The sequence below is a fragment of the Pantoea hericii genome (genome assembly GCF_014155795.1).
Lineage (GTDB): Bacteria > Pseudomonadota > Gammaproteobacteria > Enterobacterales > Enterobacteriaceae > Pantoea > Pantoea eucalypti.
Genome location: NZ_SCKV01000002.1, coordinates 391779 through 404851, shown reverse-complemented (window position 1 = coordinate 404851; position 13073 = coordinate 391779). Strand labels below are relative to the sequence as shown.

Below are 13073 nucleotides of genomic sequence, written 5' to 3'. Positions count from 1 at the left end.
TGCTATGCAGGCCCTTTTTAGTCAGACTCGGCACTCTTCAGTGCCTGCCGGGGCGCGATAAATCGCTGGCGCCAGGCGCTGGGCGCTAACCCGGTATCACGGGTGAAGACGACAGAAAAATAGTTACTGTCATCAAAACCGCAGCGGGCGGCGACCTCACTAATCAGACAATCCTGGGTGCGCAGCAGATATTTTGCCTGACAGAGCTGAAGCTGACGCAGGTAATGACCGATGGTCATGCCGGTCTGCTGACGGAAAAGCTGCCTCAGCGCCCGTTCGCTGAGTCGATTCTGCTGGCAAAACGCCGCCAGATCGAAGGGGCGGGCAATCGCACCCTGTAAAGCCGACATCAGCAGATCCAGCTGTTCACCCTCCGGTAACGCCCATGGACGGTCAGCGGCGTAGCCGTGGCGACGCAGAATCAGCGCCAGCTGTAAAAACAGCGCCTCTGAGAGCTGCACGGACAGCGGATCGCTTTTGCGGCTTTCTCGTTCCAGCTGGCTGATCACGCCCCGTGCCAGCGCCATCCCTCGCGTGGTCAGCCGCCAGCCGCCCGGTTCATCCGCGCCCTGTTGCGGCAGCAACTGGTTCCAGTCAAGGGCAAGACCAAAGCGATCGCGGCAATAGAGGATGTTATCCAGCACCAAATCATTGACGCTGTCGTAGCTGTGGCAATCACTGTCGCGGATGTAAAAAACGTCGCCGCAGGTTATCAGCCAGGGACGATCGTTGAGGATATGCAGGCCGTTGCCGCGCCAGACAATCACGATTTCGCTGAACGTGTGTCGGTGCGGCGGGAAAGAGGGTTGTGGCATCCTTTCAGCCACCGCCACCGGCAAAGTAGTGGCGGGAAAATAGTCATCCCGACTGAGTATCAACGCCATGTTCGCCTCCATTACAGCATTTGCTGACGCTCCGTTCGCGGTGCGCAGCCAAATTCGCGCCTGAACAGCGTTGAGAAATGGTTGCTGTCACCAAATCCACACTGGAAGGCAATATCAGTAATGCGCATATCACTGTGACGCAGCAGATGACGGGCCTGTAATAGCCGCAGACGGTTAAGATAGCGCTGCGGCGTGCTGCCGGTCTGCTGCTTCATTTGCCGATGCAGCGTACGCAGCGACAGTGAGAAGCGATCGGCCAGCTCATCCCAGACAATCTCGTCACTGTAGTGATCACCCAGCCAGTCAAGCAGGCGATGCAACCGTGCCTCCAGATCCTGACTCTGTCCGTCAATGCATGCTTCTCGCAACAGCACCAGCAGCTGTAAAAAAAGCTGCTCCTGTCGTGCCTGCTTCTCCAGCGACCAGCTCTCATCGGGCTGCATTTGCGATGCCACACACAGCGCCTGCGTCATCACTTTGTGATTGATGCGCCAGTGAGAGCGATATTGCCCATCCTGATCGCGGGGCAGTAAGGCCTGTAGCCCGGAGAGAAAGCGAAACGCGCCGGGACTGCGATAGAGCACGTTGGTCAGGCAAAGATTATCTGTCTGCTCATAGAGATGACGATCGTGATCCCGAACAAAGCAGACGCACCCCGCGCAAAGCGTTTGTGGCTGACCATTGAATACATGAATGCCGGCGCCTTGTTCAACCAGCACAATCTCATGGAAGTCATGATGATGTTCCGGAAAGGCTGCCTGCGGGTGTCGGGGTTCTATTGCTATGGCGTAATCACCTTCGGGGAAGAAATCCGCACTGTGTAAAATGGTCATGATCTTCTCTCGCTACTTTACAAAACCGTAACGCAGTCTAATCAGCCCGCCAACACCTTACCTTGAATTTTCATCCTGACTCAGCAGGAATCACGCTGATTTTTCAAGATATCCTCAGCAGTTAATCATTTTGCGGCAGGGGTCACATCCTCCTCACTGCCGCCTCTGTGATCTCTCTCACGAAGTTCTTTGCCAGTCTGCCAGGGCCTGTCCGCCGCTGGCACTCCGGGGAAGGTGTAAAACCCCTAAGATTTTTACGCTGTGACGACGCAATCACAGGAAACCGCCGCTATGACCAGGAGAAGTTTTGTTGCTATCGATCTCGGCGCCTCCAGTGGACGGGTTATGCTCGCCAGCTGGGAGGCAGCGCAGCGCAAGCTGATGCTGCGTGAGGTCCGGCGCTTTAACAATACGCGTCAACATCGTGCCGGTTATGACTGCTGGGATCTGATGCTGCTGGAGCAGGAGATCCGCGCCGGGCTGGCTCAGTTAGATGAAGAAGGCATTGTGCCGGACAGTATCGGCATCGACACCTGGGGCGTTGATATGGTGCTGCTGGACGCACAGGGCGAGCCGGTGGGTGAGGCGGTCAGCTACCGCGATGCGCGCACTCACGGTGTGATGGAGCAGGCGCATCAGGAACTGGGCCGCAGTGTGATCTATGCCCGCACCGGCATTCAGTTTCTGCCATTTAACACGCTCTATCAGATGCGCGCCCTGCATCTGCAACAGCCCGACTGGCAGGCCCGCGTAGTACATGCACTGATGATTCCCGATTACCTGCATTTTCGTCTGACCGGCAACCTTAACTGGGAATACACCAACGCCACTACCACGCAGATGCTCAATATTCACAGCGGCGAGTGGGATCGTGATTTGCTCGCCTGGGCGGGGGTGGATGCGCAGTGGTTCGGACAGCCGCAGGCACCGGGCAATACCGTCGGCCACTGGATTAACCGCGCAGGCATACCGGTTCCGGTCATCGCGGTCGCCACGCACGACACGGCCAGCGCAGTGCTGGCAACGCCGCTGATGCAGGATGACGCCGCCTATCTGAGCTCCGGGACCTGGTCGCTGATGGGCTTTGAAAGTCTGCAGCCCTATGCCAGCGACGCCGCGCTGCGCGCCAATATCACCAATGAGGGCGGCGCAGAGGGTTATCGCGTACTTAAAAACATTATGGGCTTGTGGCTGTTGCAGCGCATCTGTGCCGAACTGCAGATTGACGATCTTAACGCGCTGATTGAAGAAACAGCCCGCCAGCCCGCCTGTGTCTCACTGATCAATCCCAACGATGCCCGCTTTATTAATCCCGACAGCATGGTAAGCGAAATTCAGAATGCCTGTGCAGAGCAGGACATGCCGGTGCCGCAATTTGCCGCTGCGCTGGCGCGCTGCATTTTTGACAGCCTGGCACTCCTCTATCGCGACGTGATTCACGAACTTGCACAACTACGTGGCAAATCTTTCAGCCAGCTGCACGTAGTGGGTGGTGGCAGTCAGAATCGTTTTCTGAACCAGCTTTGCGCCGATGCCTGCCAGATTCCGGTGCTGGCGGGTCCGGTTGAGGCCTCCACGCTGGGCAATATTGGGTGCCAGCTGATTGCGCTGGGCGAGCTGACGGATGTGGCGGATTTTCGCTGCAGCGTTATTAACAACTTTCCTCTCGAAAAATTCGAACCGCAAACTCACAGCGTCTTGAGTGCCAGTCAGGCACGCTTCGCGACGCTGACTCAACCCGCTAAGGAACCCATTTATGACTAAGCAGATTGAACAGGCTTTTGAACTGGCTAAACACCGCTACGCCGACATGGGGGTTGATGTTGAACAGGCTATTCGTCAGCTGGACCGCATCCCGGTTTCAATGCACTGCTGGCAGGGGGATGATGTCCGGGGATTTGAAAACCCACAGGGCCCATTGACCGGCGGTATTCAGGCGACGGGTAACTATCCAGGGCGAGCACGTAACGCCGATGAACTCCGCAGAGATATCGACAAAGCGATGTCCCTGATTCCCGGTGCAAAACGCCTGAATCTGCACGCCATCTATCTGGAAAGCGACAAACCCGTGACGCGCGATGCGATTGAACCTGCCCATTTTGCCCATTGGGTTGACTGGGCGAAAGAGCACAATTTAGGGCTGGATTTTAATCCCAGCTGCTTCTCGCATCCGATGAGCGCAGACGGTTTTACGCTGTCGCACAGTGATAAAACCGTGCGTCAGTTCTGGATCGATCACTGCAAAGCGAGTCGCCGTATTTCCGCCTATTTTGGTGAGCAACTGGGCTCGCCATCAGTGATGAATATCTGGGTGCCAGACGGCATGAAAGATATCACCGTGGATCGACTGGCTCCGCGTCAGCGTCTGATGAGCGCACTGGATGAGGTCATCTCAGAAAAACTCAACCCGCAGCACCATATCGATGCGGTAGAGAGCAAATTGTTTGGCATTGGCGCAGAGAGCTATACGGTAGGTTCCAGTGAGTTTTGTCTCGGCTACGCTGCCAGCCGCCAGACGGCGTTGTGCCTGGATGCAGGCCATTTCCATCCCACCGAAGTGATCTCCGACAAAATTTCTGCCGCGATGCTCTATGTGCCGCGTCTGCTGCTGCATGTCAGCCGTCCGGTGCGCTGGGACAGCGACCATGTGGTGCTGCTGGACGATGAAACTCAGGCGATCGCGAATGAGATCGTTCGTCACCAGTTGTTCGATAAAGTCCATATCGGGCTCGATTTCTTTGACGCCTCTATCAACCGCATTGCCGCCTGGGTTATCGGCACACGCAACACGAAAAAAGCGCTGCTGCGTGCCTTGCTGGAGCCCACCGACCGTTTGCGGCAGGCCGAAAACAGCGGTGATTACACCGCACGGTTGACCCTGCTGGAAGAGCAAAAATCGCTGCCGTGGCAGGCAGTATGGGAAGCGTGGTGCCTGCGCCATGATGTCCCGGCTGATGCCAGCTGGTTAGGTGATGTCCGTCACTATGAACAACAGATCTTGAGCCAACGTTAAGGATTTCATGATGCAAAACATTCTTTCTTCCGGGTTTGTTAAGGGAATGGTCAAAGCGACCAGTGATATGTGGCTGAAGGGCTGGGACGAACGCAACGGCGGCAACGTCAGCCTGCGTCTGCTGGAGGAGGAGGTCAAACCCTTCGTCCACGACTTCTGTAAAGCACCTCGCTGCATTGAGCTGACTCAACCGGCACCTTCGCTGGCAAACGACTGGTTTCTGGTGACCGGGTCTGGAAAATTCATGCGCAACGTTCAGCTTGATCCGGCGGATTGCCTGGCGCTGCTGCAGGTCGATGACAAAGGGCTCTCCTATACCATTCACTGGGGCCTGTCGAATGGCGGATTGCCGACCTCCGAGCTGGCGTCACACTTCCAGTCTCACGCGGTGCGTAAAGCGGTCAGCAAGGGCGCAGATCGGGTGATCATGCACTGTCACGCCACCAACTTTATGGCGTTGAGCTATGTGGTGGAGATGGATTCTGCCCGCTTTACCCGCCTGTTATGGGAAGGCAGCACTGAATGTCTGGTGGTCTTCCCGGATGGCGTGGGTGTGCTGCCATGGATGGTGCCCGGCACCGATGAAATCGGCGCGGCGACGGCCGGGCAGATGCAGTCGCACACGTTGGTAATGTGGCCGTTCCACGGCGTCTTTGGTACAGGCCCGACGCTCGATGAGACTTTTGGTCTGATAGACACAGCGGAGAAATCGTCCGAAGTGATCGTCAAAGTGCTGTCTATGGGCGGGATTCGCCAGAGCATTACCACAGAACAGCTGGTCGCATTGGGTGAGCGCTTCGGGGTGAAGCCGTGGCAACCCGCGCTGGATGTGGGGCCTGCTAATGCTGCGTAAAGCTTTTGTGATGCAGGTGAATGCCGACGCTCATGCAGAGTATGAGCGCCGCCACTCCCCGATCTGGCCGGAACTGGCTGAGACGCTGAAAGCGCATGGCGCACACAACTATGCTATCTGGCTGGACGCCGAACGGCATCTGCTCTTCGCCAGCGTTGAGATTGAATCTGAGGAGCGCTGGCATGCGGTGGCAAAGACGGAGGTGTGCCAGCGCTGGTGGGCATCAATGAAAGATTTAATGCCGTCGAATGCCGATAACAGCCCAATCAGTCAGCCGTTGAAACCGGTGTTCTTTCTGGAGTAGTGGAGGGAAAGGGCGGCATCGCCGCCCTGATGATCTACCGTTTAGTCTGACACAGGCCGGTCAGCGTTGGCCACATCGCCATCAACGTATCAATAATACTATCAAGATCGTCGCGCTCAGCGCCTTCACGCGCCCGCACCGACATGCCCTGCAGCATACAACCCAGATAACGGGACAGCGCCGGAACATTGACTGACGCGCTCAGTTCGTTACGCTGCTGACGCGCCAGCAGAAAATCGCTTAATACATGCTCCTGCGACTGATGCTGCTGTTGCAGCATAGTGGCAATCTCCTTCGACGCCGCCGACAGGGCGGTTGAGGTGCAGATAAAGAAGCAGCCGCCGGGAGAGTCACGCTCAGTAAAGCAGGCGGCGGTGGCACGGAAATAGGCTTCAATTGCGCGATCTACGGGTAACGTATCGTCGCCTAACACCGCTTCTCGCCAGGCACTGAACTTCTCTATATAGCGATCCATCGCCGCACGGAACAACCCTTCTTTATTCACAAACTCTGCGTAAAGGGTCGGTGCTTTTGCACCGGTTGCGGCGACAAGATCGGACAGGGACGTTCCCTCATAACCGTGTGTCCAGAACAGGGTGAGTGCTTTATCAAGCGCAGCGTCACGATCAAACACTTTAGGTCGGCCACGGCATTTCTTTACATCACAATCCTGAAGCAGGCTCATACATCCTCACTGACAGTAAAACATCCTATTAAATTACCGATCATTATAAAAATGTGCAAGGTCCGCTATGCATGCCCTCGGCCAGGGTTGCCATTTTGTGCGCCAGCGCAGTGTTATCGCCCCTATGGTTAAGTCAGAAAAGGGGCTGAAGCCCATAATCACGCCACTTCGCGATTAAAATAACGCTCATTAAATAAATATTGACGGCGAGCCCCGGCGGGGTCTATCATTTGTTTAACGGTCGTTAATTAAATAGCGGCAACCTAATTCAGACCAACCAAATTCAACTACCGAATAGAGAGAAGATGATGAAAACCATTAAAACCACCCTGGCAGCACTGGCACTTACCACTCTGACTTTTGGCGCATATGCCGCTGACCTCGTCACCAGCGAACCGTCTAATCAGCAGCCAGTCGGCACCATCTCTGTACAGGGCGGCACTAACCTGACCTCCCTTGAATCACAGTTGAGTGCTAAAGCGGATGAAGCGGGTGCGAAATCGTTCCGTATCACCTCAACCAGCGGCCAGAACAAACTGCACGGCACGGCAGTGATTTATCAGTAAATCGGGTGTCGACAGAATCAGTGAGAGGGGATTTGTTATGAAACGTATTAGCTTGATGGTGACAGCGGCTTTGCTAAGCAGCATCTCATTTGCCAGTGTCGCGGCTCAGCAGGTCAGCAGTACACCGCCTGATGCGCAAAAAATCGGTGTCATCAGCGCGACGGGCAGTACTAATCTGACCTCGCTGGAGCAGCAACTGTCAGAAAAGGCCAGCGATGTCGGGGCAAAGTCTTTCCGCATCACTTCGACCTCTGGCAACAACAACCTGCATGGCACAGCCATTCTTTATAAGTAAAAGCACGATAAATATTCATAAACAGGCTTCAGATAAACCCACTTATCTGAAGCCTTTTTTATTCTTAAGTCACAGCCTTATCCGTTGCTCCGCAACTGGGGATAACGACGGAAGATGTAAATACACCAGAGTAACGCCACCAGCCCGATCATCCCGCCGACGTTCCCGACTTCCGCCATGCTCAGATGCAGACTGACCTGATTCCCCAGCAGCGCACCTGCGCCAATCCCGATATTATAAATCCCTGACATGAGCGACATTGCCACATCCGTGGCATCGGGTGCCAGTGACAGCACCCGCACCTGCATACCCAGTCCAATCATCATCATTGCCATGCCCCAGACAACGCACAGTGTTGAAATAGCGGCAGGTCGGACGGCAGCAAAAATCAGCAGCCCCATACAAAGGGTTATCAGTGCGATGGCGGCAATAAGCAGTCCGGAAGGGAATTTATTGCCGAGGGTACTGAACAGCACGCTGCCCACAATGCCCGCTGAGCCAAACAGCAGCAGCAGCAGGGTCGTAAAATTGCCGCTGGAATGCGCCACATTCTGCATAAACGGCTCGATATAGCTGTAAGCGGTGTAATGCGCGGTCACCACCAGCGTCACGAGCAGATACATGCTGACCAGCGCGGGACGGCGAAACAGCATCGGCACACTGCTCAGCGAGCCGGTATGCTCACTCGGCAGGCGCGGCAGGATCCGCACCAGCATAATCATCAGCACCAGCGCCGAGAGGCCAATCGCGCCGAAGGTGGTACGCCAGCCAAGATACTGACCGACCACACGCCCAATCGGCACGCCCAGGACCATTGCCAGCGCAGTACCGGTCGCCAGCATACTCAGAGCCTGTGTTTTCTTGCCGGCGGGTGCAACGCGAATCGCCAGTGAGGCTGTAATCGACCAGAACACCGCGTGAGACAGGGCGATACCCACACGTGACACCATCAGCGAGCGGAAATCCCAGGCGACGGTTGAAAGTATATGGCTGACGATGAATATCAGGAATAGCACGCCCAGCAGCAGGCGTCGCTCGATATTACGGGTTAGCAGCATCAGCGGCAGTGATAGCAGCGCGACGACCCAGGCATAGATAGTCAGCATGATCCCGACATCAGCCGTCGGCATTGAAAAGTCAGCGGCAATGTCGGACAGCAGGCCAACCGGGACAAATTCGGTGGTATTGAAGACAAACGCAGCAATAGCCAGCAATACCACGCGTAGCCAGGCAGTCTTACGTGAAACAGTTGTTGATTGCATGAGGAGTCAAGCCAGTCAGAATAGCGAATGTGGATGTGGCAGACACACCCAGTGAAAGTGACCTGCGTCACAAAATTAACCGCTATTGTAGTCAATAAACCGGGAAGAGAAACCTGATAACGCGCTTTTAATACTGAATTTTTTTTATCGCCCTGGCACCGGGCGATAGCCAGAGGTTATTACCCGCGACAACGCAAGGAGATCCTGTGCAGCAGCATAATCTATAAGCAAAATGTGACGGAGCAGCACGCCGGAGAGAACACCATCACCGTTAAAAGCCCAGCGCTTAACGCGACGTTGGCGTGTGCTTCAGGGCCACACTGAGCTGAGCTGCCGGAGGCGTCGTATGATTGAGCGGACAGCAATTTTCACAACCTATTGCACCCACATAATATTTTTTCGCCTGAAGAATAGCGGCGTTCACGTGGTAAAAACTGCCCAGAAACAGTCTGTTATCCATGTCGGGAAGATGAGGGCAACCCGCAGCGTGGACGACATGATTATCGTTATATCCTGATTGTTTATTAACGTAATAGTAGAGAGCCACAGGCGTTCCTTGTTGCCGTGCTGAAAGGCAAAACAGATAAATTATGACAATAAAATGATTATAGCGGGAAACGCACACTTTGTTTGTTGTGGATCTGAATCAAACGTTCTGGAGGCGGTTTGCCAGACCCGGCGGGGCCTGGCAAACGTGCAGGCTGTCAGAGTTTTCTACTGTGCAGGTGCCAGGCAACCGCTAACGCCAGTATCAGCAGGACGCTGATAAATAGCGTAATACCGCCCCAGCCGAAGTTATGCCAGAACAGACCGCCCAGCGTACCCGCCACGCTGGAACCCACGTAATAGCTGAAAAGATAAAGCGAGGAAGCCTGTCCCCGCGCCCGACGCGCCCGGGGACCGATCCAGCCGCTGGCAACGGCATGAGCAGCAAAAAAACCGGCAGTGAACAGCATCATCCCAGGCAGGATCAGCCAGAGGGAGTTAAAGGCCGTTACCAGCAGGCCCAGTAACATGATGGCTGTCGCGCCCAGCATTACCGGCCCGCGCCCAATGCGGCTGGTCAGCGCACCCGCTTTAGGCGAACTCCATGAGCCAGTCAGGTAGACCACGGATAACAACCCGACCACGGCCTGACTGAGATGCCAGGGCGCGTCCAGTAAACGATAGCCAATGTAGTTGAACAGGGTGACGAAGGCGCCCATCAGCAGGAAGCCTTCGGCAAACAACCACGGCAGGCCTGGATCGCGCCAGTGCAGCCGGAAGTTAATTAACAGATTACGCGGGCGCAGCGTGATGGGTCTGAAATGACGCGATGCGGGCAGGATCTTCCAGAACATCAGCGCGGAGGCCAGTGAAAAACAGCCGATTACCGCCACGGCGATCCGCCATGAGAAGAGGTCGGTCAGGACACCACTCAGCAGACGCCCGCTCATTCCGCCTATGGAATTACCGCTGATATACAACCCCATGGAAAAGGCAACGACCCGTGCATCTATCTCTTCACTGAGATAGGTCATGCCCACCGCCGCAACGCCGCTAAGCGACAGGCCCATCAGCCCACGCATGATCAGAATGCCGTGCCAGCTGGTCATCGTGGCCGAGATCAGCGTACAGATGGCGGCGAGCATCAGGGCGGTCACCATCACCGATTTACGCCCGATGGCATCAGAGAGTGGGCCGGTGACGAGGAGGCCCAGCGCCATCAGACCGGTAGAGATGGAGAGCGACAGGCTGCTGGTCGCCGGAGAAACCCCAAACTGCTGTGACATGACTGGCAGAATGGGCTGCACACAATAGAGCAGGGCAAAGGTGGCCAGTCCGGCCGAGAAGAGTGCCAGCGTCACGCGCATAAATGCGGGCGTTCCGCGGCGAATGTATCCTGAAGCTGCCGCAGATTCTGGCGGTGCAGACACCGCACTCTCATCCACGGCAGCCTGTATTGAGCGACTCACACATCATCCTTTCAGTCAGAAAACCAGTGGTCAGCATAGGAAAGTGAAATTATGATGTCTAATATATTAATAATCTCAAATAAGACGTTTAAAATATGAATATCGAGCTGCGTCACCTGCGCTACTTTATTGCGGTCGCCGAAGAGTTACATTTCGGGCGGGCAGCCCTGCGTCTGAATATCTCTCAGCCGCCGCTCAGCCAGCAGATAATGCAGCTCGAAACGGAAACGGGTGCCAGGCTATTTAATCGCACCAACCGCAGCGTGCAACTTACCGCAGCTGGAGAGCAATTCCTGAGTGATGCCCGTGCGATTCTTTTACAGGTTGAGCAGGCGTCTGACCGCGCAGCCCGGCTGCATCGTGGCGAAGAGGGAGAGTTAAGAATTGGTTTTACCTCTTCGGCGCCGTTTACCGCGGTGGTCTCAGATGCACTGTTCCGGTTTCGTCAGCGCTGGCCACAGGTGCATATAAAGATGCAGGAGATCAACACCCGTCAGCAACTGGTCCCGTTGCACGAAGGACTGCTTGATCTTGGTGTGATGCGCAATACGCCGCTGCCGGCCGATTTGCGGCATCAGTTGCTGCTGAGTGAGCCGCTCTATGCCGTGGTGCATAAGGCACATCCGCTGGCGGGCACCGAAAAAATTTCGGTGACTGCGCTGGCGGCTGAACCCTTTGTCTTCTTCGATCCTCAGGGCGGCACCGCGCTTTACAGCGATATTCTGGCGCTGCTGCACCGCTATCACATCAAGCCCTATATCACGCAGGAAGTGGGTGAAGCGATGACCATCCTGGGGCTGGTCGCAACCGGTCTGGGCGTATCCATTCTGCCCGCCTCATTCCGGCGGGCGCGGCTGGCCGATCTGGTCTGGCTGCCGTTAACGGAAGAGGATGCCATTTCAGAGCTGTGGCTGGTCTGGTCTGCAGGACGTGAATTAAATGCCCAGATGCAGCACATGATGGCGTTGCTGCAGGAGAAGCAGCGCTGAACCCTGCCTGTCACCACATCAATTTGTGCGATAAATCACATTTCTAATCAAATATTTGACGCTGTTGCCTGATCTGCCTCACCATGGCGCATGTTTATTTAGAAGCGCGAAAATAACCGGGAGCAGGGTTGTGAATCCGGACAGTCAACCTGGCCACATTGACCAGATTAAGCAGACCAATGCAGGTGTCGTATATCGATTAATTGATCGCTACGGTCCCATTTCGCGTATCGAACTTTCCCGCCGTGCCCAGCTCGCGCCGGCCAGCATCACCAAAATTGTGCGTGAAATGCTGGATGCGCATCTGGTGCAGGAGACCGAGTACCAGGACCCCGGCAGTCGTGGCCGTCCGGCGATTGGCCTGATACTGGACACCGATGCCTGGCACTATCTGGCGATTCGGTTGCATCGCGGCGCAATGACCTTCACGCTGCGCGATCTCAGCAGCCGGGCGCTGGCAGAAGACAGCCTGCCGCTGCCTGATGAATCTGCTCAGCCATTACTCTCCGCGCTAATAGAACAGGTCGATGCTTTTTTCATTCGTCATCAAAAGAAGCTGGAACGCCTGACGGCTATCGCTATCACCCTGCCAGGACTGATTAACGCCGCCTCCGGCGTGGTGCATCGTTTGCCAGGTTATGCGGTACGCGATATGCCGCTGGGCGATGCGCTGGCAGCGCGAACCGGCTTAGCGGTGTTTGTGCAGCACGACATTTCAGCCTGGACGCTGGCGGAATCGCTGTTTGGCGCCTCACGCGGTGCGCAGGACGTTATTCAGATTGTGATTGATGAAACCGTCGGTGCTGGCGTGATCAGTGGCGGTCAGCTGCTGCACAAAAGTGGCAGGGCACTGGTCGAAATCGGCCATACCCAGATAGACCCTTATGGTCAGCAGTGCTACTGCGGTAATCATGGCTGTCTGGAGACAGTAGCCAGTACCGGCAGTCTGCTCGCGCTGGCAGCGCAGCGTCTGCCAGCCCAGCCTGACAGCCTGCTCAACAACCAGCCGTTGACGCTTCAGTCACTGTGCGCGGCCGCGCAATCGGGCGACCGTCTGGCGCGCGACACCATTGCCAGCGTCGGGCACCACGTTGGCCGGATCCTGGCGATGATGGTCAACATCTTCAATCCACAACATATTCTTATAGGTTCTCCGCTCAATGCCGCCGCTGATGTGCTGTTTCCGGCGGTCAGCAATACGATTCTGCAGCAGTCACTGCCCGCTTACAGCGCGAGTATTGAGCTGGCACCCACTGAATTTAGCGAGCCAGGGACACTGGGCGGTGCCGCGCTAATCAAAGACGCCCTCTATAACGGACATCTGTTAGTGAAGTTGTTGCAAGGTTAAGCAGACCTGAACTTGCGCTAACGCAATCTGTTCCCCTCCTTCATTCCTTAAAATGCCGTTTCGCAGCAAGGTTAATCCCTGATTAA

The 13073-nt window shown here is 55.7% G+C and carries 14 protein-coding genes; 8 read left to right on the top strand and 6 right to left on the bottom strand.

The annotated features are described in order from the left end of the window. Nucleotides 1-17: 17 nt before the first annotated feature. Entirely contained in the window at nt 18-884 is an 867-nt protein-coding gene (gene rhaR / locus H7K52_RS05545) for an HTH-type transcriptional activator RhaR (protein ID WP_008925224.1), read from the bottom strand. A gap of 11 nt (nt 885-895) precedes the next feature. Further along, nucleotides 896-1717, bottom strand: coding sequence for an HTH-type transcriptional activator RhaS (rhaS, locus tag H7K52_RS05540; protein WP_003853688.1), 822 nt, complete (start codon nt 1715-1717; stop codon nt 896-898). Between the two features lie 291 nt (nt 1718-2008). On the opposite strand from rhaS, the gene rhaB reads away from it, so the two are divergent. Genes rhaB through rhaM form a run of 4 tightly spaced genes read left to right on the top strand, consistent with a single transcriptional unit; the run spans nt 2009 to nt 5887 of the window. Next, complete coding sequence (gene rhaB / locus H7K52_RS05535; RefSeq protein WP_182629804.1) at nt 2009-3481, top strand: rhamnulokinase; 1473 nt, start codon at nt 2009-2011, stop codon at nt 3479-3481. Next, nucleotides 3474-4730, top strand: coding sequence for an L-rhamnose isomerase (locus H7K52_RS05530; RefSeq protein WP_003853686.1), 1257 nt, complete (start codon nt 3474-3476; stop codon nt 4728-4730). The genes rhaB and H7K52_RS05530 overlap by 8 nt, the downstream gene beginning before the upstream one ends. Nucleotides 4731-4740: 10 nt before the next feature. Then, nucleotides 4741-5583 (top strand): rhamnulose-1-phosphate aldolase, encoded by an 843-nt coding sequence (gene rhaD, locus H7K52_RS05525; protein WP_008925223.1) that lies wholly within the window; start codon nt 4741-4743, stop codon nt 5581-5583. After that, complete coding sequence (gene rhaM / locus H7K52_RS05520) at nt 5573-5887, top strand: L-rhamnose mutarotase (RefSeq protein WP_003853684.1); 315 nt, start codon at nt 5573-5575, stop codon at nt 5885-5887. The genes rhaD and rhaM overlap by 11 nt, the downstream gene beginning before the upstream one ends. 34 nt (nt 5888-5921) lie before the next feature. Here the strand turns inward: rhaM and H7K52_RS05515 are convergent, their stop codons facing one another. Then, complete coding sequence (locus H7K52_RS05515; RefSeq protein ID WP_182629803.1) at nt 5922-6572, bottom strand: TetR/AcrR family transcriptional regulator; 651 nt, start codon at nt 6570-6572, stop codon at nt 5922-5924. 308 nt (nt 6573-6880) lie between these two features. On the opposite strand from H7K52_RS05515, the gene bhsA (H7K52_RS05510) reads away from it, so the two are divergent. Together bhsA (H7K52_RS05510) and bhsA (H7K52_RS05505) are read left to right on the top strand one after the other, a co-directional pair. Beyond that, nucleotides 6881-7138: a multiple stress resistance protein BhsA gene (bhsA, locus tag H7K52_RS05510; RefSeq protein WP_003853680.1), complete on the top strand. Its 258-nt coding sequence runs from the start codon at nt 6881-6883 to the stop codon at nt 7136-7138. Between the two features lie 37 nt (nt 7139-7175). Further along, on the top strand, nt 7176-7433 hold the full coding sequence (bhsA, locus tag H7K52_RS05505; protein ID WP_003853679.1) for a multiple stress resistance protein BhsA: 258 nt from the start codon (nt 7176-7178) through the stop codon (nt 7431-7433). Nucleotides 7434-7510: 77 nt separating this feature from the next. Here bhsA (H7K52_RS05505) and H7K52_RS05500 read toward each other — a convergent pair whose 3' ends face one another. From H7K52_RS05500 to H7K52_RS05490, 3 genes are all read right to left on the bottom strand, one after another. Continuing rightward, the gene (locus H7K52_RS05500) at nt 7511-8695 is read right to left on the bottom strand and encodes a sugar transporter (protein ID WP_003853676.1); all 1185 of its coding nucleotides are present in this window, start codon (nt 8693-8695) and stop codon (nt 7511-7513) included. 286 nt (nt 8696-8981) lie between these two features. Next, a complete protein-coding gene (locus H7K52_RS05495) occupies nt 8982-9242 on the bottom strand; it encodes a hypothetical protein (RefSeq protein WP_182629802.1) in 261 nt (86 codons plus the stop codon). Nucleotides 9243-9399: 157 nt separating this feature from the next. Beyond that, the gene (locus H7K52_RS05490; protein WP_182629801.1) at nt 9400-10650 is read right to left on the bottom strand and encodes an MFS transporter; all 1251 of its coding nucleotides are present in this window, start codon (nt 10648-10650) and stop codon (nt 9400-9402) included. A gap of 95 nt (nt 10651-10745) precedes the next feature. Between H7K52_RS05490 and H7K52_RS05485 the strand changes: the two genes are divergently transcribed. After that, on the top strand, nt 10746-11639 hold the full coding sequence (locus H7K52_RS05485) for a LysR family transcriptional regulator (protein ID WP_182629800.1): 894 nt from the start codon (nt 10746-10748) through the stop codon (nt 11637-11639). Nucleotides 11640-11769: 130 nt separating this feature from the next. Beyond that, entirely contained in the window at nt 11770-12987 is a 1218-nt protein-coding gene (gene mlc, locus H7K52_RS05480; protein ID WP_003853668.1) for a sugar metabolism global transcriptional regulator Mlc, read from the top strand. Nucleotides 12988-13073 lie beyond the last annotated feature (86 nt).

Bases quoted from the DNA above. Each gene is read 5' to 3' on its own strand.
- rhaR (WP_008925224.1), bottom strand. From the start codon at position 884: ATGGCGTTGATACTCAGTCGGGATGACTATTTTCCCGCCACTACTTTG.
- rhaS (WP_003853688.1), bottom strand. From the start codon at position 1,717: ATGACCATTTTACACAGTGCGGATTTCTTCCCCGAAGGTGATTACGCC.
- rhaB (WP_182629804.1), top strand. From the start codon at position 2,009: ATGACCAGGAGAAGTTTTGTTGCTATCGATCTCGGCGCCTCCAGTGGA.
- H7K52_RS05530 (WP_003853686.1), top strand. From the start codon at position 3,474: ATGACTAAGCAGATTGAACAGGCTTTTGAACTGGCTAAACACCGCTAC.
- rhaD (WP_008925223.1), top strand. From the start codon at position 4,741: ATGCAAAACATTCTTTCTTCCGGGTTTGTTAAGGGAATGGTCAAAGCG.
- rhaM (WP_003853684.1), top strand. From the start codon at position 5,573: ATGCTGCGTAAAGCTTTTGTGATGCAGGTGAATGCCGACGCTCATGCA.
- H7K52_RS05515 (WP_182629803.1), bottom strand. From the start codon at position 6,572: ATGAGCCTGCTTCAGGATTGTGATGTAAAGAAATGCCGTGGCCGACCT.
- bhsA (WP_003853680.1), top strand. From the start codon at position 6,881: ATGAAAACCATTAAAACCACCCTGGCAGCACTGGCACTTACCACTCTG.
- bhsA (WP_003853679.1), top strand. From the start codon at position 7,176: ATGAAACGTATTAGCTTGATGGTGACAGCGGCTTTGCTAAGCAGCATC.
- H7K52_RS05500 (WP_003853676.1), bottom strand. From the start codon at position 8,695: ATGCAATCAACAACTGTTTCACGTAAGACTGCCTGGCTACGCGTGGTA.
- H7K52_RS05485 (WP_182629800.1), top strand. From the start codon at position 10,746: ATGAATATCGAGCTGCGTCACCTGCGCTACTTTATTGCGGTCGCCGAA.